Here is a 21012-nt window from a genome sequence, read left to right on the forward strand (position 1 = left end):
GTTAACTTTTGGTTCTTTATCAAGATGTGATTGTCAGAGGTTATAATGTCACTTGTCGCGGATCGGATGAACCGGATTCTTCCCAGTCAGACAATCGCTATTACCCAGAAAGCGCGTCAGCTTAAGGCTGAAGGCAAGGATATTATCAGTCTCTCCGCAGGGGAGCCTGATTTTGATACGCCGGATTTCATCAAGCAGGCAGCTATTGACGCGATTGTGCGGGGCGAGACGAAATATACCGATGTTGCAGGTACGCAAGCTGTCAGGCAGGCTGCGGCTGACAGGCTCAATGAAGATTTCGGTCTTGATTACCGCAAAGAGGAAATCTGCGTTTCGACAGGTGGCAAACAGGTTATTTATAACGCCATGACCGCCAGCCTCAATGCTGGTGATGAAGTGGTTATTCCCGCACCAGCATGGGTCTCCTATCCTGATATTGTCCGTCTGGCTGATGGTGTTCCTGTTATTGTGCAGACCCGGCCTGAAAATGGCTTCCGCCTCACGGCAGAGCAATTGCGTGCCGCTATTACTGAGCGGACCAAATGGTTCATTTTATGCTCTCCCTGTAATCCGACCGGAGCCGCCTATTCTGAAGAGCAGTTAAAAGCTCTGACAGACGTCCTGCTTGATTATCCTGATATCTGGATCCTGACGGATGATATCTACGCCAAGCTGATTTATGATGGGCGGGTTTCCAAAACCATTGTGCAGGTTGAGCCGAAACTGAGAGAGCGTACTGTCACCATGAATGGTGTCAGCAAGGCTTATGCCATGACGGGCTGGCGCATTGGTTTTTCAGCAGCGCCGGAAGCGTTTACGAAACAGCTGATAAAATTACAGGGGCAGAGCACAAGCAATCCCTGCTCAATTGCTCAGGCTGCTGCCTGTGCGGCTTTATCGGGGCCACAGGATTGTATCAGCGAGATGGTGGCTGTTTATCAAAAGAGGCGTGACCTGGTTGTCTCCAGACTCTCAGGCATTGCCGGGCTGGAATGTAATAAGCCTGAAGGGGCCTTTTACGTTTTTGTCTCGATTAAAAACCTGATCGGCAAGCAAACCCAAAAGGGAAAAACACTGACAAGCTGTGAGGATTTTGTTACGTCCCTGCTGGAAGAAACAGGCGTTGCTGCTGTGCAGGGAGCCGCTTTTCTGACACCGGGTTATTTCCGCATTTCCTACGCAACCAGCACAGAATTGCTGGAAGAAGCCTGCGTTCGTATAAAAAGTTTCTGTGAAAGTTTAAAGTAATGTTTCGTCCTGCTACCCGCGTTTCCTCTCTGCCATCTCCTGCAACGATTGCTATGGCAGCGCGGGCCAGGGATTTGAAATCAGAGGGAAAGCCTGTTATTTCTCTCGCTCTTGGACAGCCTGATTTCGCATCCCCTGAGGAGGCATTGGAGGGCGCTATTGCAGAGGTGAAAGCAGGACACACAGGTTATCCACCGATCCCGGGTCAGAAGTCTCTTCTTGAAGCGATTGCGCATAAATTCAAGCGTGATAACGGGTTGGACGTTTCCTTATCTCAGCTGATGGTTGCCAATGGTGGAAAGCAGATCATTTTTGATGCCTTTATGGCCTCTATCGAAGAAGGTGACGAAGTCATTGTTCCTTCTCCTTATTGGGTCAGCTATCCGTTGATTGTGCAGATGTTTGGGGGACATCCGGTTGAGGTTCCCTGTCGTGAAGAGGATAAGTTCCGTCTCAAGGCGGAAGCGCTGGCAAAGGCGATTACACCTAAAACGCGGTGGGTCGTTCTGAATTTCCCCAATAATCCGACCGGTGCTATTTTAGAACAATCTGACCTTGAGGAACTGGCCGAAGTACTGCGTAAAGCGCCTCATGTCATGATTATGAGTGATGAAATCTATGAACATCTGACTTTCTCAGGAAAGCAGCATGTTTCTCTGGCAAAAATTGCTCCTGACCTTGCAGATCGTATTCTGACAGTCAATGGAGTCAGTAAGGCTTATGCCATGACGGGTTGGCGTGTCGGTTTTGCCTGTGGACCGGAAGCTTTAATCAAGGCGATGATTAAAGTGCAGGGCAATATTTCTTCAGGAATCTGCACTCTGGCACAAGGGGGAGCCCGCGCGGTTCTGACGGGTTCTTTGGAAAGCGTGCATGCCATGAGGCGCGTCTATGAAGAACGGCGTGATCGTGTTGTTGGGTTCTTGCGTACTATTCCAGAGATCAGTTGCGCTGTGCCGGATGGGGCTTTTTATGTGTTCCCGGGCTTTGCAGCATTAATGGGGAAAAAATCAGCCTCTGGACGCGTGCTCAAAAATGATGTCGATCTGGCAGAGGCTTTGCTGGAGGAGCAGTATCTGGCAACGGTTCCAGGTTCAGCCTTTGGGAGAGGGCCTCATTTGCGTCTCTCCTTTGCCGCGTCTGATGCAGAACTGACAGAAGCGTGTGAGAGATTGAAGCGCTTTGTATCGGGCTGCTTGTGAAGCCTGAGCCACGTGACGTCACAATTTTAGCGACATTATTGCGGACAATATCGCTTGTCACCTTAACGGTGATCTTTATTCTTATTGCAAGGATATGGCACCCGGCTCAGCATCTGGTGCAGCTTATGGTGGGATCCGAGCTATGGCTGCGTCTTTATAGTCTGTTTCACGTCGAAACAGCTTTGGGGCGCGAGCAGCTTCTTTTGAGCGCTATTATTATAGTGTGTTTCTGTCTGGCTTTGGCGATACAGCTTTTATTTCTGCTCGTTAAAAGATGTGTTTTTCCCCAAGGCGGCACTGGCCACAACCAGCCAGGACAGAATTAGCAGGGTTCCGCCCAGGGGCGCGAGCGGTGCATGATGAATAACCCCGAAGCTGAGCAGGCTGACCGAAATGGAAAAGAGAAGGGTCCCCACGCACATAAGCCCGCATGCCAGACACTGGCGCACAGGATGGAGAAAGCCTTTATAAAGAGGAAGGCTGCATAGGGCGATCCCGTGCCAGAGGAGCATATTGGCAGCGTTATTAAGGAAGTCACGACCGTGAGGTTCCATAAAAACTTTGGCGGGGAGGTGGGCTGTCAGAGCCTGAAGGACAACACCGATTGCGGCAAAAAGAGCGCCCAGAATAAAACAGATTTTCAGGAATGTTTCTTTTTTCATGCTGTCTGCTCACCTGCACAGGAAAGAAGGGACCAAAGCTTATAGCTTTGAGAATACATAAAAACCCGCCGGTTTAAAACGGCGGGTTCTCACGAGTTTCCAGGCAGAGGAGCTCCCTGCTTTTGGTCACATTCTACACTTTACGGGTCGGGGCACCATTGGCAACGTAATAAGGGGCCGTGGAGCGCGGTAAAGGTTTACGCTCACGGATGACGTCAGCCAGTTTTTCCGCGATCATAATGGTAGGTGCGTTCAAATTGCCCGTTGTAATACGTGGCATGATGGAGGCATCCACAACGCGGAGACCTTCCATACCATGCACTTTGCCGTCACGGTCAACCACTGCCATATCGTGATACCCCATCGCATTGCTGCAGGAAGGGTGATAGGCCGTTTCAGCACGGCGGCGGACAAATTCATCGAGCTCGCTATCAGATTGCAGGTCAGCCGTTGGAGAAATTTCGGCGCCGCGATATTCATCCAGGGCGGATTGTGCAAAGATTTCACGTGTGATGCGGATCCCGGCCCGGAATTCACGCCAGTCATCGGGGTCTGACATATAGTTGAACAGGATGCTGGGATGGGCATTCGGGTTCTTGGTTTTCAGATGAATTCGTCCACGGCTTAATGAGCGCATGGAGCCGACATGGGCCTGGAAGCTATGCACCTGGATCGGATCCGTCCCATTGTAATTCACAGCGACGGGCAGGAAGTGATACTGGATGTTCGGCCATTCGAAATCTTCGTGAGAGCGAATAAATCCACCTGCTTCAAATTCATTTGAAGCCCCAATACCCTTACCGAGGAAGAGCCATTCTGCGCCAATTTTCGGTTTGTTATAGAAACGTGCTGCGGTTGCCAGTGTCACAGGTTTTGTGCATTTCCACTGCATATACATTTCAACATGGTCCTGCAGGTTGGCACCCACGCCAGGGATATCCGCCACGACAGGAATATCGAGACTTTTCAGCAGGTCTGACGGCCCAACACCGGAGCGCTGCAGGATCTGCGGAGAGGCGATGGCACCACCACAGACAATGACTTCCTTGCGGGCATAAGAAATATTCACGTCGCCCTTCTGGAGCCAGCGCACACCGACAGCACGCTTGCCATCAAACAGGATGCGATCGGTCACAGCATGTGTTTCGACAGTCAGTGTATCGCGTTTACGGGCATTATCGAGATAACAACGTGAGGTTGAGCAGCGACGGCCAAACGCCGTTGTGGTCCGGTCCATCGGGCCGAAACCTTCCTGCTGATAGCCATTTAAATCTTCTGTGCGCGCATAACCCGCCTGAACGCCCGCTTCAACCATGGCATGGAACAGGACATTATTGCCGTTTTTTGGCGTTGTGACATGCAGCGGGCCTTCATCGCCATGATAGGCATTTCCGCCAATGTCACGCGTTTCGGCTTTTTTGAAATAGGGCAGGCAGTCAAGGTAGCTCCAGTTTTCGAGCCCATCCATTTTGGCCCAGTTATCGTAATCAAGGGCATTGCCACGAATATAGCACATGCCGTTGATGAGCGATGACCCACCGAGCCCTTTGCCGCGGCCACAATCCATGCGGCGATTATTCATATGTGGTTCGGGATCTGTGGCATAAGCGTAGTTATACCGTTTGCCCTGCAGCGGCATGGAGAGAGCTGCTGGCATTTGCGTGCGAAAATCGAACCGATAATCAGGACCGCCTGCTTCCAAGAGAAGAACAGTCGTGCCAGCATCTTCGGTCAGACGCGCAGCCAAGACGCTGCCGGCAGAACCGGCACCGATAATGATATAGTCATATTCCTGTTTAATGGACATAATATCCTCCTGATGCATCGGTTTTCCAGATTTTCGCGATGCAGATTCACACATGCACTCTTCGTGTCATCAGAACACTGAGGCAAACTCTCCCAACTCGACCTGAATGGATTTCAGCTGGGTATAATGAGCAAGCGTGGCCAGTCCGTTTTCACGGCCGATCCCCGATTGTTTATAGCCGCCGACGGGCATCGGAGCGGGTGACTCACCCCAGGTGTTGATCCAGCAGATTCCGGCCTCCAGGCGATGGATGACAGAGTGAGCAAGCGAGATGTCCCGCGTTACAACACCCGCTGCGAGGCCGTAGGTCGTGTTATTGGCACGGTTAATGGCTTCATCGATGGTGTCGTAGCTGAGGACACTCATGACGGGGCCAAAAATTTCTTCACGAACGATGGTTTGTTCGTCATGGCAATCAGTGAAAATGGTTGGTTGCACATAGGCACCTTTTCCAAAAGCACCGCTTGTTTCACGGTTTCCGCCGCAGAGCAGGCGGGCCCCTTCCTTTTTGCCAAGTTCGATATAGTTTAGAACGCTTTCCATATGTTCAAAGCTGACCATGGGGCCGAAATTGGTTTTGGGGTCAGTGGGGTCGCCCATATGGATATGTTTGACGCGCTCCAGGAGCCCTTCTTCAAATTTTGCTTTCATGGAGGCGGGAATAAAAACCCGTGTGCCATTTGTGCAGACCTGACCGGAGCTGTAGAAATTGGCCATCATGGCAACATCGACAGCGCGTTTTATGTCCGCATCGGGCAAAATGACCAGTGGCGATTTGCCACCAAGCTCCATTGTGACATCTTTCAGTGAAGAGGCTGCAGCATTGGCCATGACTTTTTTGCCCGATGAAACACCACCGGTAAAAGAGATTTTGGCAATATCGGGATGGTCTGTCAGAGCCTGCCCAACAAGGCGACCCGGGCCCTGCACAACATTGAAAACGCCATCAGGCAACCCGGCTTCAGTAAAGATCTGCGCAAGAATGGGGGTTGTCAGCGGTGTGACTTCACTTGGTTTGAAAATCATGGCATTGCCGGCGGCCAGGGCAGGGGCTGCTTTCCACATGGCAATCTGGATAGGATAGTTCCACGCCCCAATCCCGGCGACGACGCCTAATGGTTCACGGCGTGTATAGAAAAAGCTGCTCTCCCGGAGGGGGTATTGCGCACCTTCTATGGCGGCAGCCAACCCGGCATAATATTCAATGACATCGGCCCCGGTTACGATATCCACAGCCGATGTTTCAGAAATGGATTTTCCGGTATCCTGCGTTTCAATCAGGGCAATTTCGTCATTACGCTTCCGCAGGAGTGCCACCGCCCGATTCAGGATACGCGAACGCTCAACGCCGGTCATGCTAGCCCAGACTTTCTGTCCTTTCCGGGCGGCAATTACCGCCCGATCGACATCCTCGGCCGAGGCAATCTGGACCTCAGCCAGAACCTCACCATTGGCAGGATTATAGGTGGTAAATGTCTCGCCGCTGGTGGCATCGACAAATTTACCGTCAATATAGAGTTTCTGAAGGGGGTAGAGAGCCATTTATTTCATCCTTTTGAAGCTTGCGAAGACGCCGTTTGTTCCAAAAAATGATCGAGAAACTGGTGAGCGAGACGGCGGGCATCGTCAAAGGCGAAGTCTTCTGACAGCGCCAGATGCAGCCACAGTCCGTCAATCATTGATGCAAGGCCAAGCGCGGCGTCACGAGCTTTGTCCTTCACAGTCAATTTGGCGAATTGCGTATAAAGAGATGAAAACAAAACGTGCTTGTTAACACGTTGGAGTTTTTTCAATTCATCGTCATAAAGACTTGCAACCCAGAAATTGAGCCATGTTTTAATAATTGCGCGGTTATTCAGGCTGTTGTGAAAGTTACTATCAATAATGACCCTGATCTGTGAGGCAGAATCATCGGGACGGATCTGTTTCTGAAGCTCTTCCAGCGTTGCTTTCAACTCGCTCATGATTTTACGAATTGTTGCGTAGAGAAGACCCTTCTTGTCACCAAAATAATAGGAGACCAAACCAGTTGAGATACCGATCTCTCCTGCAATCTGGTTTAGTGAAGCATCAGCAAGGCCGACCCGATCAATAACGGCGCACGTAGCTGCCACTAATTGTTCACGCCGCTCAGGCGCTATGTCCTTCCTCGGTTTTTTCATTATGTCTTTCATTTCTGCAGATACAGACAACCTGCAGCCTTTTCCTATTCACCAGATGTAAACTAATGCGTTTGGCCGTTTCATAGCCAATCACATGTTGTTGATTATACGTTCAATCAATCAACAAAGTATAGAGTGAAGACCGATGTTTATGAGCTTCATGCCAAAGGTATGAAATCGATTCCTGGGAGAGAAAAAATGTCACTCCATCCGGCAGATGGCGGGGCTAAACGTCATGAACCGCCAAGATTGAATAAACTAGTTTTTTTCAGCTCGGCGATCAGTATCATTGTGTTTTCAGCTCTGACGGTGTCCTTTCCAAAAGAAAGTTCTTCTATTTTAAATTGGGCGCAGCAATTCGTTTCCGATACGTTGAGCTGGTACTATACGCTGCTGGTCGTGATCTGCGTGATCTTCGCATTCTGGCTGGCCTTTTCACGTTTTGGAAATATTGTGCTGGGGCAGGAAGGTGAAAAGCCGGAATTTAGTTATACGGCCTGGGTCACAATGCTGTTTTCAGCCGGAATTGGCATCGCCCTGGTTTATTTCGGGGCTTACGAGCCTCTGGATCATTTTCTGAACCCACCGAGTGGCACCTCCGGCACTGCGGCAGTTGCGCAGCATGCGATGGTCATCACCTTTTTGCATTGGGGTGTTCATGGCTGGGCTCTTTATGCCTTAATGGCCACGGTTCTTGCCTATTATGCCTATGTCGAGAAACGGCCTTTAGCGTTACGTACGGCGTTATACCCTGTGTTTGGTGAGAAACTCACCAACGGTATTGCAGGGGACATGGTGGATGGATTTGGCATATTGGCAACGGTCATTGCCATGGTCACCAATCTTGGCATTGGGGCAATGCTCGTTCATTCTGGGTTGGTTGATTATTTTGGGGTGTCCGGGCATCTGGGAATGCTCATAACACTTATCATTATCATGATGATCGTGGCGACAATTGTGGCCATAATCGGCATTGAAAAAGGGATTGCGGCCTTATCCAAGCTTAATATTTTAATGTTATGTCTGCTCCTGGCTTTCGTTTTTCTGACAGGCCCGACCTTCCATATCATGGATGGCATTGTGCAGAATGTTGGAGATTATCTGAGCAATTTTGTGAAGATGAGCTTTAATCTTTACATTTTCGAGAATGCAAGCAAATGGCGGGGGCTCTGGACCATCTTTTACTGGGCATGGTGGATTGCCTGGGCACCGTTTGTCGGGCTGTTTATTGCGCGTATTTCAAAGGGGAGGACCATCCGAGAACTTATTTTCGGTGTGTTGCTGATTCCTCTCGGTTTTACACTGCTCTGGCTGGCTGTTTTCGGGAATGCTGCGATCCATATGGTTTTTATCCAAGGGATGAAAGATCTCGGTAACACAATCGTTTCTGACCCTCAGATGGCGATTTATCACTTTCTGAAATGCCTGCCTTTACCCAGGGTGACCATTCTGTTTGCGATTATTATCAGCTTCGTGCTCTTTCTGGCACCTGTTGATTCCGGGAGCCTGATGATTTCCGACCTGGCTATAAAATCAGATAATCCGGAAGTTGAATCACCATTATGGCTGCGTGTCTTCTGGTGTGTCGCAACGACCGTGGTAACAATTGGTCTCTTTCTGTCAGGGAATTTCACAGCCATTCAAACCGCAGTCGTGCTATGTGGGCTCCCTTTCTCACTGGTGATTATTGTTTATATGATCAGCCTGGTTAAGAGTTTGCGGGCAAGAGAATAATCATCCTCAAGTGACATTTTGCTTCAGGGTTAACGTGAAACCGCTGTGAAGGCAGCGGTTTCACTATTTTTAGGTTTATTTTGATATATTTTCTGTATATTAAGAAATAATATATAAAGAATGTCCTATTATCTTGGTAATATAAATATCATTACTCTCAGTATAACAGATATAGATTTGAATTTTAGTAGTATGTCATTAAGCTTTCTCTAAGATAATCTCTGTGATTTATAGTGAGGGAAGAGGGGATGAAAAAGAAACTTACGGTCTGTTTCAGCTTCTTTTTATGTAGCTGTGCCATGCCGGCATCTCCTCCGCCGCCACCGCCGCTCCCGGCTCTCAAAAGTGAGGCTGTAACCCTTACGATGTTTGATCTGACGGCGCTTAACCAGATGAATGAATGGTCGAGCTGGATGATCTCCCTTGGGGAAGCGACAAAAATCCATAGCAATCGGCCCGTCATTATCAATTATGGAACGCGGCTTGTGGGTGCCTATCAAAAACAGAAAGAGGCGATTAAGACGCTTTTAAAAAATCATTTTATTGAATTAACGAATTCGTTACCATTTCAAAAACAAAAAAGACTATCTAGTTTAGAAACATTATATGGAAGACGTTTTGATCAGTTATTCTTGAAAGAAATAAGTAACGGACTTTCAAATTCAGTTTATATCTCTCAGAAAGAGGATGAATTGAAGAGATTTTCAAAAGATATTATTCCATTAATAAAAGAATTTCTTAGGAATAATGCAGATTACCAAAGTCAGGCGCATGATCTCCTGCGTTCTGAACAATGAGAATAAAATTTTTGAAAATATTAATGACCAGTTAAAATAATATTTTTACGCATTATGTTAATGACAAGCCTTGTGAGATAAGGTAAGAGGTAGGCCCAGACGGGCCGGTTTTTGTTTATATCATCATAGCATGTGTAAGCGTAGTACCGGAGGGCGTCGCCTTTTTTCCTTATTTTAGAGTGTTCTGTAATAAGGTTGTAAAAAACGTTTACCTTTTAAAAACGGAATATAGTACTGTCATTATGTCAGAAGAGATACAGGTCACGGAGCAATCTCTTAGAGAAGCCCTGGAAAGATTGGGATCAAAGTCAGATAAAAAATCATTTCACAAACCTGAACAGGTAAGTGATCCGAATAATGCGCGGCCTTTCTATACTGGTGGGAACGCGCACACAAATGTCCCTTCAGGCAAAAAACGTCGTTTTATTAACGATGGCGGGGTTGTTGTTGAGCACCGTAAAGATATAGGCCGCCATAACCGTAAAGTCGGTATGGTAGGGAAGGGCACCATTGAGCGATCTGAGAATGGAGACCTTCAGGAAGAAGTGCAGCAACTGCAAAGAAGTCTGGCACATGAACAACAAAGATCTCTGGCTGCGGAAACTGAGCTGGAAGGATTAAAAGAAAAAATCCGCTCTCTGGAGACTCGTTTGGCTCATTATCAATTCCAGCTTGATGAACGAGAGAAAAAGCTGACGCTTCTTAAAGAAGATAATGTAAAGTTAAAATTGCGCGAAGGGCGTAAGATTCCTAATGTTGTTGAAACGTCTGTGTCCAAGCGCAAAATAAAAACGATGACACATGCTTTATCCAATGAAAATAGTGAAGAGCAGCAACCAGTAAAATGGTGGAGCGGGGATTAATAATTTTAAAAGCGTAATGTCACCCTGGTAGAATGATTTTTTGAGTGATGCCGTTACAGCCTTTGAAAATTCTGCATGTCGGTGACTTCTTTGAGACTTCGAAAGAGCGTGCCCCTGGTTTATTTAGCGTGGGGGGTAAGCTTTCCAACGGTTTTATCCGGAATGGGCACTATGTCCTCAACTTTGCATATAGGGATGTAGCGCGCCGTTACGGGCTCTTTAATAGCCGCTCTCTAGGCAAGCGCGCCATGTGGCGTGCGCTGAGAGAAACAGTTGCTTCTTTCCGTCCTGACGTTCTTGTTCTGGGGCATGGTTATATGATTCCCCCTGGCGTTATCGCTGAAATTCGTCATGATTATTCAGCTATGAAAGTCATTCAGTGGAACATCGACGCTTTATTTGTCGAACAGAACCGCCGCGATATTATAGCGCGTCATAAAGTTGTTGATGCCAGCTTTGTTTCGACGTCAGAACGTGAGCTTTCTGAATTATTAGGGCAGACAAAAGTCATTGGTTTTCTGCCTAACCCGGTGGATTTATCAGTTGAACGGGGGCGTAATTTTCAGTCCCACAAGCTTGAATATGATCTCTTTTATTCATGTGGAAATCCAGACCGGCTAAGAGATGTTTGCGGTCATTTCTGGCAGATGGATGATTTTTGTCTCGTCCTGGAGCAAGGGCTGCCCGCAAACACCCGATTTGCTTATGCCGGGGTCAGAAACAGACCTTATATGAGCGGCTATCGCTACGGTGCATTACTGGAACAAGCAGCGATCGGTTTAAATATCAGCAGACGCTCTGATTTTTATTTATATAGTTCGGATCGTCTGGCGCATATGATTGGAAATGGCCAGCTTGTCGCCATGGAAAGGCGGGTTGGATATGATCGTTTCTTTTCTGATGAAGAGATGATCTTTTTCAGCTCTTTTGAGGAACTTTGTGACCGCCTTTCATATTATATAAAAAATCCTCAGATCCGACAAAAAAGTGCTTATAACGGATGGAAGCGTTATAGTGCGTTATTTAACGAGAAAAATGTCGCAGATTATATGTTACGTAAGACATTTAACACATTGGGAAAAAATGAATATCCCTGGAACTCATTTATATAGTTATTAAAAATTCGCTTTATTAAAGTATATGATTAATAAGGCTTAATTTTTTCTATAATGAATGATAGAGAGAGGTAAAGACGTTTTAGGAGATTTTATAAGTGTCTCTTCAGATGATTATAACAGCAGAATGTCGGGTTCTATATTTAGAGGAAGATGGTAGTCTGCAGGCATGTTTTATTCATAAGAACTTACCGATTGATAAACTTCTATGTGTCTACAGGCAGGAAGGGCAGTGGTTCCTCCGCACGCAAGGGCCTGATGCGAAATGGTATGATTTACGGACCCAGAAGACCAGTGATATCAGGCCCTTAAAGGGGATGAGCCTCGTTGCGCAAGATTTAAACTCATATAATATCTGCGTGGATGGCCTGTATCTTGAAGTCGATTGGGAAGGGAAATTAGGTTTATCTTCCACTCTCAATGACGGCAGTGCGTTATTCAGATTCATCACTGCCACTGATTTCACGTTACTTTTAGAGGCAATGAATTATAAATGGGTCTGTGGGCCTGGCGGGCAGATTGTTACGATTGATTTGCACAGGAGCAGCGTTCACGAGATTTATATAGGCACTGTAAAAGTTAATTTTGACCAGTTTCTACAAGCCCTTCCGTTAGCTCGCGAAACGGGTGAACTTCTTTTGAATGAGGATTGGAAAGTCTGGCGCTTTGTTCGTTATAATCCTCTTATTGTTATTGAGGCCTATGGAGCTGATGCTCCGACGGAACTGGTTTTGCTTCTGGTAAGTTTGAGTAAAAATGCTTCTTATGATGGCCCCGTTCTGGTTTTGACCGATAATGATATTTCGCAGTTGAAAGAAGAGGCCTACGTAAAATCATATCCGGGAACTATCACCTTTTTTAATGTGTCAGAGACAAAAAAAACGCACGATTATGCTCCCAGGGCTTTTTTTATAAAGGGGTCTGACATTCTCAAAGATTATGCGCCGATAGTGTTTTCTACGTCAGGTGTTCTTTTCGGGAGTGATATTTGTAATTTACTTGCCAGGTCAGCCCTCTTGCGTGAGGTTTCGTCTCTTGATTACTTTTATCATCCTGAGTTCTGTGAAAGCGAGGAAGAAAAAAATCTGGTAGCCGGTCTTTTGCCGCAGGAGAATGGGAGCCTGATGATTGTTCCTAATATGCAGGCTCACCGTCTGTATCTTGATGGAGCGGTAAGCTTGTTCGAGGTGTGCCTGGCGTCTTATCCAGAAGTTTCTCTACGTTTTGATGGTCAGGCGATCGTAAATTATGCTCTGAGGCGTATCAGGGATTTCTCTTCTGCTTTTTTATCGGGTCGTGTTCTTACGTCCTGCCAGAATCGCGGTGGTGATGAAGCTGCAATTATGTGTTTTTCCATTACGGAACAAAAACGCTCAGTCATAATGCGGGCCTATCTCGAACATTTATTGAAGGCAAAAATGGGGCAGAAGCCATGAGGAAACTGGTTGTTCTTTCTCATGATCTGCGTGTGCTTTGTTGTGATAAGGGGCGTTTATATGCCTATCCTCTGACGCATTATGAATCGTCTATGTCACTGGCTTTTTTGTGCTCTGAGGGGAAGGGAAGTAATTTTTGCACGCTGCAACCAGACGAGCAGTGGCTTGATCTTCAGACGATGTCGTTTATTCGTCCGGTTCCCCGTGGGTGGCTTGAACTTAAAGAAAGGCGGCAAGATCAGGGAATTCTTCGCTTAAGGATATGTGACATTTCGGGGGCGAAAGAAAATTATCTTACCGTCCATGAATCTGGGGAGATTGGTGTTAGCGAGGAGGCACTCAGGAAGCGAAATGGGGCTTTCAGATGTATTACTCTTGAAGAGTTCGAAGCCCTGAGAGACTTCATTAAAAATGAATGGGTTTGCGATAGTCGTTCGGATCCAATTTCTGTTAATCTAGCCTATAGTAATATATGGGAAATTCATATTGGGGATTATGTATTAGATATAAATTTATTATGGAATAATATTATAAAGTCAAATATAAATTGTGGAAATCACGATGTTATTGTCAATGATAAAACTGGTATTTTAAGGCTGGTTAAGTTCAACCCTGCTATCCTGTATATTATATTAAAAGCAGATCAATTGCCTAGATTTGCACAGGCTGTGTCTGTGTTGCATGATATTGGAAATTTCAAAAGAACTATTTTTATAGCATCCAGCTTGAAGCCTGAATATATTTTGGCGTTTATACCGGTATCATTGCAATCTTATATAAAAATTATTCCGGTATATATCTCTGATTATGAAGATTATTCATTGACTATAATCGATGCTCTGACTTCAATTGATATAAATGCGTATTATCCAATAATTTCATTGGATGAAATGCTTTTTGTTACGGGACCATTAGATACATATTTTGTCGAAGCCGCTCTGAATCCTCTTCCAACGATTTCTGCAGAAAAATCACGTCATGATTCCAATATCTTTATGCGTCAGGAGGGGTATGATCAGGGTAACCCCATAATATTTTCCGAAAGAAAAATCAGAGGCTCTTTGGCTTTCCTGCAGAATAAGACTTTCCTGCAAAGGGCTTTCTCTGCCTATAAATCATATATTGAAGGAAAAGGTAATACGTCAGACAGGAAAATCTCAGCATATTTTATTGAATATATCGCTTATAAATATTCGTTATTCTGCCCTTCTCAGCAGCAGAAAGGATTTTTTAAACGTGACATTGAGTCTTTATTTGTTGATTCGTCAGCATGGTCTCTCGATGACTGTAAAAAATATGTGGTTTCTTTAAAAGCGTCCTAATTCCAGATAATTCTATAAACAGGATCAAATATGAAATATCGTGCCTTAATGACCAGAGATTTCAAGGTTATAAAAGCTGACCATGACGGCTATTTATACGCTGTACCTCTGTCATCATTATCAGGGCTCGATGATATTGTTTATCTGGCAAAGCAGGGTGATTACTGGAACTTTCTGGTCATACAGCCTTCCATGTCCTGGTTTGATGTTTCTACGAAAAACGTTAAACGAGCATTTCCTGGCGGGGCGGTAAGACCAATTTCTCTGGAAGAAGGTGATATATGTCAGATTCAGTTCAGTGATCTGACCTATATGAGTATTTCAGAAGCAGGTCTCGCCGCCTATCATCATAACAGGCCAGATCATACTCATAAGAATTGTGGGTATTTTCGGCTTCTTTCGCAGGGTGAGCTAAAAAAATTATTTCACCTTGTCAGTAATCAATGGGCTCTTGATCCTTTGATAAACATCGTGAAGGTCGTAGATTATAAGAGCAATTTTCATGAGTTTTACCTAGGAGATCATCTCATCTCACTAAGTGCTTTTTTTGCACTTAATAATAGGGAGGAGCTTAATGAATTCATTTTTTTAAGCGAACGTAATATTTATAGGGCCGTTTTATTTAAGCCTGTAATATTTTTAGCGTGCTTTGGTGAAAAAGCTTTCCGCCAGTTATCTGTAGCTCTTTCAAGTTTGGAAGACCCTGGCGATTATAGAGGGGAAATATTAATTGTTACAGATGCCGATACGGCTACGGTTTCAGCGATCCTGCCTAGAAAGTTATATGCATCTGTTGAAGTGATGCATTTGAAAGCACATGACTTTCTCGATTTCGTGGCGGTAAGGCAGACGATTTTCAGCTCCGGTATTTTGGAACAATATTCGCCAATATTATATATTGATATTGATGTTATGGTGAGTAAGCCAATAAATTCGATCTTGTGTCAGGGGGCTTTAATAAACTGGTTCAGTGCTCAGAGGGAAGAATGGCATAACGGTGTTGATTTCCGTTGTACGAATACAGCAGGGGAGCTCTTTTATAGTCAGGATCCTTTTCCGGTAGATTATGTTGAGAGTGGGTTTAATAGTGGCGTTATTTTTATTCCCGCAATGTCGCGTAACAAATTTTATATGGACCTGTGCTTTACCTCTCATAGAATTTATACAACGGAACAGGGGCGTAAGACGCCGTTTCCGGAGCAACAGCATTTGAATTATGCGTTAAGAAAAATAGGAGCAGTCGATTGTGATTTGGTGACGGCTCTGACGGAAATAGGCGGAGATCCCAACTCGGAAATTATCAAGTTTTATGGCGGGATGAACGTGGAAAAAGCCCGTGGGATTATCCATTATTGGTGTATAGATTCGTCCACTCGGCCCCGCCTCATGACAGATTACCTTTCTCGGGTGAGAGAGCATCGCAAAACCCTTAAATAAGGGCATTAATAAAAGCCGATCAGTCCAATCGGCTTTTCATGAAGACACTAATGATTGATTTTCTCAAATGTGACAGGTCTGAGGTGCGAGCGGTTATAGCCTAGCTGATTATGTGTGAGCTGGAATCCGATTTCCAATTTATATGGAGTCTGCTGAGGGTCTGACCCGGTGGGAAGATCAAGGAAGCGCAAGGTGGAGTGTGTTTGTGTCGACCCAAGGTTGGAGCGGGGATTAAATTTCTCAGTAAAGATTTTTTTATCAATAATCCTGCCGTTTTTGACGACGGCTATGAAATAGGGGACCTCAAGCATTTTCTGATCAGCCGCAGCACCTTCTGTGAACTGAATGGAAAGTCCAACCCTGATGCGTGTTAAGGGGCGTCTGCGTTTATCACGCGGGCCCGTCCGGCAATCGCCATTTACGCCAAGAATCTGGGCGTGGTAAGTCGTGTGACCAATATCGATCCCTTTTCCATCAAAGAGATAAAGGTCTGCTGCGCCACTTGGAATATCAACGACAGGGCAGGCTGGTGCATATAAAACGTCATTATCGGTTGAGCTTGAACAACCCGTCAGAAAACCCAGACCCAGGAGTGATAAAAAACTTCCGGCGACCAGATGATAATGAAAACGGCGCGTGGTCATCAAAGGGGAACTCCGCATGAAAAAAGTCCGGGCATTGCGATAATCATCAATACATCCGATATAAACGAAGAGAAAAGACTTCCGACAGGGATAAAAGGTTAATATTCTTAGCCGGAAAGACTTTTCTTTTATATCGATTGATGACTGCCAGGGGAACACTATGTCAGAAGAGACACAATCTGCAACCTCTCACCCGGAGAATCCTGCGGCAGACCGCGTTAATTTTTCCGATGGACAGAGGCGCACACTGCGCCTTTTACTGGCAGGTCCACGGGGGTTTTGTGCTGGGGTGGATCGTGCGATTCGCGTCGTGGAAGAAGCACTACGCCGCTACGGCGCGCCTGTTTATGTGCGTCACGAAATTGTTCACAACCGTACCGTGGTTGAGGGACTTGAAGCCAAAGGGGCTATTTTTGTCGAAGAGCTGGACGAAGTGCCGCAGGATGCGCATGTCGTTTTCTCCGCCCATGGAGTGCCAAAATCTGTTCCGGCTGAAGCTGAACGGCGTAATCTGCTTTATCTGGATGCGACGTGTCCGCTTGTGTCTAAAGTGCACCGTGAGGCAGAGCGCCATTTTGCCGGCGGAAGCGAGAATCAGCGTCATATTCTGATGATTGGTCATGCGGGCCATCCGGAAGTGGTCGGAACCATGGGGCAGCTCCCTGTTGGTGCGGTTACGTTGATTAATGATGCGCATGAGGCGAGTACTGTTGAACCGGCAGATCCTGATAAGCTTGCCTTTATCACCCAGACGACTCTGTCTGTTGATGATACTGCCGAAATCGTTGAAATTTTGCGCAATCGATTCCCGAAAATAGAGGGTCCCCGGCGCGAGGATATCTGCTACGCAACGACGAATCGGCAAATGGCCGTAAAAGAGCTTGCTCCAGAGTGTGATCTTGTCATTGTCATAGGGTCTCCAAATTCTTCCAATTCCCAGAGATTGAGGGAAGTGGCAGAGCGTTCAGGCGCCAAAAAAGCTCTTCTGGTGCCCAAAGTCTCTGATATGAACTGGGATGAGCTTGAAGGCGTTAAAACACTTGGCATGAGCGCGGGGGCGTCAGCACCGGAAAGTCTGGTCCAGGAAATGATAGCCGAGCTTTCAAAACGATATGATCTTCATACTGAAGAGCGAATCGTTAAGGAGGAGAATATCAATTTCCGTCTGCCTCATCCGCTCACTGATGAATAACAGGGTTTTATGGCCGTCTATACGGATCTAGAAGAAGGAACCCTGAAAGAATTTCTCCAGCGTTATGCGCTGGGGGAACTTTACGGGTTTGAAGGGATCACAGAAGGCATTGAAAATAGTAATTTCCGCCTCACAATGAGTTCGGGAACCTATATTCTGACGCTTTTTGAAAAAAGAATGAATCCCGCAGAGTTGCCCTGGTTCCTCGGATATATGAGCCATCTGGCTCATCAAGGGCTATCCTGTCCCTTGCCTGTCAGGGATAAAACAGGGGAAGCATTACAAAATCTGGCCGGGCGCCCGGCAGTTATCGTAACGTTCCTGCCGGGAAAAGCGTTGAAGGCGATTACGCCGGAGGCTTGCGAAAAGCTTGGGGTCTCTCTGGCGCAGCTGCATCAGAAAGGGGAGGGTTATAAAGCTGAACGCCCTAATAGCCTGAATGCAGCAAGCTGGAAGCCTCTTCTGGCTCAGTGCCGCAGCCATGGTGATCAGGCGATAGAGAATCTGATCAGGCAGACGAAGTGTGACCTTGAGCAGATTCTGAAAAACTGGCCTCTATCGGGCCAATTGCCAAGCGGACAGATTCATGCGGATCTTTTCCCGGATAATGTGTTTTTTCAGCAGGGGCAGGTAAGCGGCATTATTGATTTCTATTTTGCCTGCACGGACTTTCTGGCTTACGACCTCGCAATATGCCTGAATGCCTGGTGTTTTGTAGATGAAAAAACGTACCAGCCAGAACGCGCTGAAAGCCTTATAAGCGGATATGAATCAGTCAGACCTCTGAGCGAAACAGAAAAAGCCTTTTTGCCGATTCTTTGCCAGGGGGCTGCGATGAGATTTCTTCTGACACGCTTATATGACTGGGTTCATACGCCAGCGGGGGCCAATGTCGTTAAAAAAGACCCGTGGGCCTATCAGAATCGTCTCCATTATTTTTTAGGGCAGAATCGTGTCTGAGACTTTAATTGATGAAACGGATCAGTCCGTCATAGAAATCTGGACGGATGGTGGCTGCAAGCCGAATCCGGGGCCAGGAGGATGGGGTGTCCTGCTCCGCTATCGTGGACGTGAGCGGACTCTTCAGGGGAATGATCCGGAAACCACGAATAACCGAATGGAACTGACGGCAGCGGCAGAAGCGCTTGAGGCGCTTAAGCGCCCCTGCCAGGTCAGGCTTTATACAGATAGTGAATATGTCAAAAATGGCATAACCCGGTGGCATGAAGGCTGGGTGCGCCGTAACTGGCGCAATGCTTCGGGAGATCCCGTGGCTAATATGGATCTCTGGAGACGCCTGCTTGATGCGGCACGTCAGCATAAGATTGAATGGTTATGGGTTAAAGGCCATGCCGGGATTCCCGAAAATGAGCAGGTTGATGCTTTGGCAACAGAGGCTCGGAAAGCTCTTGAAACATAATTTTTTCAAAAACTTTTAAAAAATGCTTACAGGGGGCTTTACTGCCGGAAAGTTTTTGGATAGATAAAGCCTCACTGATCCCGAATAGCTCAGTCGGTAGAGCAAGCGACTGTTAATCGCTGGGTCGTAGGTTCGAGTCCTACTTCGGGAGCCAGTTTCAAAACCCGCCATAGTGCGGGTTTTTTGTTTTTTTACCCAGATAACATTCAATCGGTTGAATTTTTGTTTCAGTAAGTGCAGATGATGACTTATGACTGCATTACAAAATAACACGCCGCAGAGCGTGGACTATGCCACGGTTACATGGGACCAGCTTCATAGAGATGCTCGTGCACTGGCTTCCAGGCTTATGGCGCAATATCCTCCTTTCAAGGGAATTGTTGCAATTACGCGTGGGGGGCTTATCCCTGCGGCGATTCTGGCTCGTGAGCTTGGGTGCAGAGTGATTGAGACAGTCTCCGTTGCCAGCTATGAGGGCGAAGAGGGGACACAGCGTGAGCCAAAAACATTGAAGTCTCCTTCAGAGGCCGGAGATGGTGATGGCTTTCTGATTGTCGATGATCTGGTCGATTCCGGTGTTACGGCTCGTTACGTTCGAGATATGCTCCCTAAAGGGGTTTTTGCGTGCCTGTATGCAAAACCTGAAGGACGCCCTTTTACGGATCATTTCATCACAGAAGTTCCTCAGGAGACGTGGGTGCTTTTCCCCTGGGATACGGCGCCCCTTTTTGTGCCCCCCTTAAACGGTCGTTAAGAAGCGCTTTTGAAACGCAGGGGAAAAAGATGTGTAACTTATTAAAAAAGAGACAAATTTTGTTTTTTTCCCTCTTGCGTAATTTTGCCGGGCGGACTAGTGTGCCGCACATGGTCACGGGGCGTGGCGCAGCCTGGTAGCGCGCTTGTTTTGGGTACAAGAGGCCCCCGGTTCGAGTCCGGGCGCCCCGACCATGTTCTCTTCTGAGAGAAGAATAGAGCGCCCTTAGCTCAGCTGGATAGAGCAACAGCCTTCTAAGCTGTGGGTCGCTGGTTCGAATCCAGCAGGGCGCACCATTAATATATTTCCTAAAAATTTTGAAATACTTCATTCGTATTAGGCGACGTTTACTTCGCGATACGTCTATTTATCACGTGGATGTGTTTATTGGACGAAGGAGTGAGGTTAGTGCGTAAAAGAAATTTTAATTTCACTGAATACTAGTATTCGTAATTTAATCTTAAAAATAACATTTTTAGAACATATTTTTTCTTCGATTTTTACAAGTATGTATCGGCTATTTATCGAAATAAAGGTTTAAAAGTCGTTTTTTATTTCTATATGTTAACATTTATGTGTCTTGCTGGGCGTTTTTTAAATTGTGGAATTTGAAATCTATATAAGTTGTTTATTGTATAAATACTATAATTCTAACTAAAATCACGCTTTTTGTGATGTAATGATCCACTTTAATAAGTATTTTCTATTAAATTGTGTCAAAATAAAGTTGTTAAAAATCTCTTTTCGCTATACCTCAGTCTCAGAGGGCGGACCAGAAAGACTGCTCGCTAAGATTCCTTGGAGATTTAAGTAATGAGTGTTGAGCAAGCTTTGTTAGGGCTGTCGTCATACTGCCAAATGCAGGAGATGATCTTTGGTGGTGGACCTCACAGTCCTATCCTTCAAAAAGTAAGTTCCCTGGCTGATCATGCCCTGGCGGCTTATAAACTGGCGACAGAAAGTGATAATGGTTGCTATATGCTCGTATGTGCCAATACGCTGGTTAATGCTCTAAATCTTATTAAAAATTCTCCGTCTTATCTGGAGTATTCTGAACTTTTTGCCCTGGCTGAGAATGCCTATAAAGCGTCTTTGAAACCCATATTGAAATGTGATGATTCATGTTCCTGTTGGCAGAAAGAACAGGCGTTCGATATGTCAAATAGTATGGCTCTTTAGTGACTATATAAATAGATTTACTGACTCTAAGTGATTTT

20 protein-coding genes and 3 tRNA genes are annotated in these 21012 nt (G+C 46.2%); 18 read left to right on the top strand and 5 right to left on the bottom strand.

All coding sequences use genetic code 11. From position 1 onward, the window contains the following. Positions 1-45: 45 nt before the first annotated feature. Genes ACSYSY_RS03070 through ACSYSY_RS03080 form a run of 3 tightly spaced genes read left to right on the top strand, consistent with a single transcriptional unit; the run spans position 46 to position 2776 of the window. Positions 46-1248 (top strand): pyridoxal phosphate-dependent aminotransferase, encoded by a 1203-nt coding sequence (locus ACSYSY_RS03070; protein ID WP_491707847.1) that lies wholly within the window; start codon positions 46-48, stop codon positions 1246-1248. Next, entirely contained in the window at positions 1248-2450 is a 1203-nt protein-coding gene (locus tag ACSYSY_RS03075) for a pyridoxal phosphate-dependent aminotransferase (RefSeq protein WP_491707848.1), read from the top strand. The genes ACSYSY_RS03070 and ACSYSY_RS03075 overlap by 1 nt, the downstream gene beginning before the upstream one ends. Further along, positions 2447-2776 (top strand): hypothetical protein, encoded by a 330-nt coding sequence (locus tag ACSYSY_RS03080; protein ID WP_491707849.1) that lies wholly within the window; start codon positions 2447-2449, stop codon positions 2774-2776. Before ACSYSY_RS03075 ends, ACSYSY_RS03080 begins: the two co-directional genes overlap by 4 nt. Here ACSYSY_RS03080 and ACSYSY_RS03085 read toward each other — a convergent pair. The 4 genes from ACSYSY_RS03085 to betI form a co-directional block, all read right to left on the bottom strand. Then, complete coding sequence (locus ACSYSY_RS03085) at positions 2705-3112, bottom strand: DUF423 domain-containing protein (protein WP_491707850.1); 408 nt, start codon at positions 3110-3112, stop codon at positions 2705-2707. The two genes, ACSYSY_RS03080 and ACSYSY_RS03085, sit on opposite strands and share 72 nt — an antisense overlap. A 133-nt stretch (positions 3113-3245) precedes the next feature. Beyond that, complete coding sequence (gene betA, locus ACSYSY_RS03090; RefSeq protein WP_491707851.1) at positions 3246-4919, bottom strand: choline dehydrogenase; 1674 nt, start codon at positions 4917-4919, stop codon at positions 3246-3248. A gap of 69 nt (positions 4920-4988) precedes the next feature. Beyond that, complete coding sequence (betB, locus tag ACSYSY_RS03095; protein WP_491707852.1) at positions 4989-6461, bottom strand: betaine-aldehyde dehydrogenase; 1473 nt, start codon at positions 6459-6461, stop codon at positions 4989-4991. 5 nt (positions 6462-6466) lie between these two features. After that, positions 6467-7081 (bottom strand): transcriptional regulator BetI, encoded by a 615-nt coding sequence (gene betI / locus ACSYSY_RS03100; RefSeq protein WP_491707853.1) that lies wholly within the window; start codon positions 7079-7081, stop codon positions 6467-6469. A gap of 198 nt (positions 7082-7279) precedes the next feature. On the opposite strand from betI, the gene ACSYSY_RS03105 reads away from it, so the two are divergent. The 7 genes from ACSYSY_RS03105 to ACSYSY_RS03135 all read left to right on the top strand — a co-directional run bounded on the left by ACSYSY_RS03105 (position 7280) and on the right by ACSYSY_RS03135 (position 15785). Beyond that, positions 7280-8815 (top strand): BCCT family transporter, encoded by a 1536-nt coding sequence (locus ACSYSY_RS03105; protein WP_491707854.1) that lies wholly within the window; start codon positions 7280-7282, stop codon positions 8813-8815. 248 nt (positions 8816-9063) lie between these two features. Beyond that, positions 9064-9612, top strand: coding sequence for a DUF4142 domain-containing protein (locus ACSYSY_RS03110; protein ID WP_491707855.1), 549 nt, complete (start codon positions 9064-9066; stop codon positions 9610-9612). 242 nt (positions 9613-9854) lie between these two features. Continuing rightward, positions 9855-10475 (top strand): hypothetical protein, encoded by a 621-nt coding sequence (locus tag ACSYSY_RS03115; protein WP_491707856.1) that lies wholly within the window; start codon positions 9855-9857, stop codon positions 10473-10475. A gap of 47 nt (positions 10476-10522) precedes the next feature. Continuing rightward, on the top strand, positions 10523-11587 hold the full coding sequence (locus ACSYSY_RS03120; RefSeq protein ID WP_491708205.1) for a glycosyltransferase family protein: 1065 nt from the start codon (positions 10523-10525) through the stop codon (positions 11585-11587). Between the two features lie 101 nt (positions 11588-11688). Further along, positions 11689-13026 (top strand): hypothetical protein, encoded by a 1338-nt coding sequence (locus ACSYSY_RS03125; protein WP_491707857.1) that lies wholly within the window; start codon positions 11689-11691, stop codon positions 13024-13026. Next, entirely contained in the window at positions 13023-14348 is a 1326-nt protein-coding gene (locus tag ACSYSY_RS03130) for a hypothetical protein (RefSeq protein ID WP_491707858.1), read from the top strand. Before ACSYSY_RS03125 ends, ACSYSY_RS03130 begins: the two co-directional genes overlap by 4 nt. Before the next feature lie 30 nt (positions 14349-14378). Further along, complete coding sequence (locus tag ACSYSY_RS03135; protein WP_491707859.1) at positions 14379-15785, top strand: hypothetical protein; 1407 nt, start codon at positions 14379-14381, stop codon at positions 15783-15785. Between the two features lie 47 nt (positions 15786-15832). Here ACSYSY_RS03135 and ACSYSY_RS03140 read toward each other — a convergent pair whose 3' ends face one another. After that, a complete protein-coding gene (locus ACSYSY_RS03140) occupies positions 15833-16429 on the bottom strand; it encodes a hypothetical protein (RefSeq protein WP_491707860.1) in 597 nt (198 codons plus the stop codon). A gap of 160 nt (positions 16430-16589) precedes the next feature. Between ACSYSY_RS03140 and ispH the strand changes: the two genes are divergently transcribed. The 8 genes from ispH (at position 16590) to ACSYSY_RS03180 (ending at position 20974) form a co-directional block, all read left to right on the top strand. Continuing rightward, positions 16590-17621 carry a 4-hydroxy-3-methylbut-2-enyl diphosphate reductase gene (gene ispH, locus ACSYSY_RS03145; RefSeq protein WP_491707861.1) on the top strand — a complete coding sequence of 344 codons (1032 nt, stop codon included), beginning with the start codon at positions 16590-16592 and terminating at the stop codon, positions 17619-17621. A 9-nt stretch (positions 17622-17630) separates the two neighbouring features. Next, the gene (locus tag ACSYSY_RS03150; protein WP_491707862.1) at positions 17631-18581 is read left to right on the top strand and encodes a homoserine kinase; all 951 of its coding nucleotides are present in this window, start codon (positions 17631-17633) and stop codon (positions 18579-18581) included. Next, on the top strand, positions 18574-19041 hold the full coding sequence (rnhA, locus tag ACSYSY_RS03155; protein ID WP_491707863.1) for a ribonuclease HI: 468 nt from the start codon (positions 18574-18576) through the stop codon (positions 19039-19041). The genes ACSYSY_RS03150 and rnhA overlap by 8 nt, the downstream gene beginning before the upstream one ends. 78 nt (positions 19042-19119) lie before the next feature. Next, positions 19120-19195, top strand: a tRNA-Asn gene (locus ACSYSY_RS03160). Positions 19196-19291: 96 nt separating this feature from the next. Further along, positions 19292-19795 carry a xanthine phosphoribosyltransferase gene (gpt, locus tag ACSYSY_RS03165; RefSeq protein WP_491707864.1) on the top strand — a complete coding sequence of 168 codons (504 nt, stop codon included), beginning with the start codon at positions 19292-19294 and terminating at the stop codon, positions 19793-19795. Positions 19796-19912: 117 nt separating this feature from the next. After that, a tRNA-Pro gene (locus ACSYSY_RS03170) sits at positions 19913-19989 on the top strand. A gap of 25 nt (positions 19990-20014) precedes the next feature. Further along, positions 20015-20091, top strand: a tRNA-Arg gene (locus ACSYSY_RS03175). A gap of 517 nt (positions 20092-20608) precedes the next feature. After that, on the top strand, positions 20609-20974 hold the full coding sequence (locus ACSYSY_RS03180) for a hypothetical protein (protein ID WP_491707865.1): 366 nt from the start codon (positions 20609-20611) through the stop codon (positions 20972-20974). Positions 20975-21012 lie beyond the last annotated feature (38 nt).

Source organism: Aristophania sp. ESL1100 (genome assembly GCF_058511235.1).

What these genes read in the sequence shown, in the direction of transcription:
- ACSYSY_RS03070 (WP_491707847.1), top strand. Translation starts at nt 46, where the DNA reads ATGTCACTTGTCGCGGATCGGATGAACCGGATTCTTCCCAGTCAGACA.
- ACSYSY_RS03075 (WP_491707848.1), top strand. Translation starts at nt 1,248, where the DNA reads ATGTTTCGTCCTGCTACCCGCGTTTCCTCTCTGCCATCTCCTGCAACG.
- ACSYSY_RS03085 (WP_491707850.1), bottom strand. Translation starts at nt 3,112, where the DNA reads ATGAAAAAAGAAACATTCCTGAAAATCTGTTTTATTCTGGGCGCTCTT.
- betA (WP_491707851.1), bottom strand. Translation starts at nt 4,919, where the DNA reads ATGTCCATTAAACAGGAATATGACTATATCATTATCGGTGCCGGTTCT.
- betB (WP_491707852.1), bottom strand. Translation starts at nt 6,461, where the DNA reads ATGGCTCTCTACCCCCTTCAGAAACTCTATATTGACGGTAAATTTGTC.
- betI (WP_491707853.1), bottom strand. Translation starts at nt 7,081, where the DNA reads ATGAAAAAACCGAGGAAGGACATAGCGCCTGAGCGGCGTGAACAATTA.
- ACSYSY_RS03105 (WP_491707854.1), top strand. Translation starts at nt 7,280, where the DNA reads ATGTCACTCCATCCGGCAGATGGCGGGGCTAAACGTCATGAACCGCCA.
- ACSYSY_RS03110 (WP_491707855.1), top strand. Translation starts at nt 9,064, where the DNA reads ATGAAAAAGAAACTTACGGTCTGTTTCAGCTTCTTTTTATGTAGCTGT.
- ACSYSY_RS03115 (WP_491707856.1), top strand. Translation starts at nt 9,855, where the DNA reads ATGTCAGAAGAGATACAGGTCACGGAGCAATCTCTTAGAGAAGCCCTG.
- ACSYSY_RS03120 (WP_491708205.1), top strand. Translation starts at nt 10,523, where the DNA reads ATGCCGTTACAGCCTTTGAAAATTCTGCATGTCGGTGACTTCTTTGAG.
- ACSYSY_RS03130 (WP_491707858.1), top strand. Translation starts at nt 13,023, where the DNA reads ATGAGGAAACTGGTTGTTCTTTCTCATGATCTGCGTGTGCTTTGTTGT.
- ACSYSY_RS03135 (WP_491707859.1), top strand. Translation starts at nt 14,379, where the DNA reads ATGAAATATCGTGCCTTAATGACCAGAGATTTCAAGGTTATAAAAGCT.
- ACSYSY_RS03140 (WP_491707860.1), bottom strand. Translation starts at nt 16,429, where the DNA reads ATGACCACGCGCCGTTTTCATTATCATCTGGTCGCCGGAAGTTTTTTA.
- ispH (WP_491707861.1), top strand. Translation starts at nt 16,590, where the DNA reads ATGTCAGAAGAGACACAATCTGCAACCTCTCACCCGGAGAATCCTGCG.
- ACSYSY_RS03150 (WP_491707862.1), top strand. Translation starts at nt 17,631, where the DNA reads ATGGCCGTCTATACGGATCTAGAAGAAGGAACCCTGAAAGAATTTCTC.
- gpt (WP_491707864.1), top strand. Translation starts at nt 19,292, where the DNA reads ATGACTGCATTACAAAATAACACGCCGCAGAGCGTGGACTATGCCACG.
- ACSYSY_RS03180 (WP_491707865.1), top strand. Translation starts at nt 20,609, where the DNA reads ATGAGTGTTGAGCAAGCTTTGTTAGGGCTGTCGTCATACTGCCAAATG.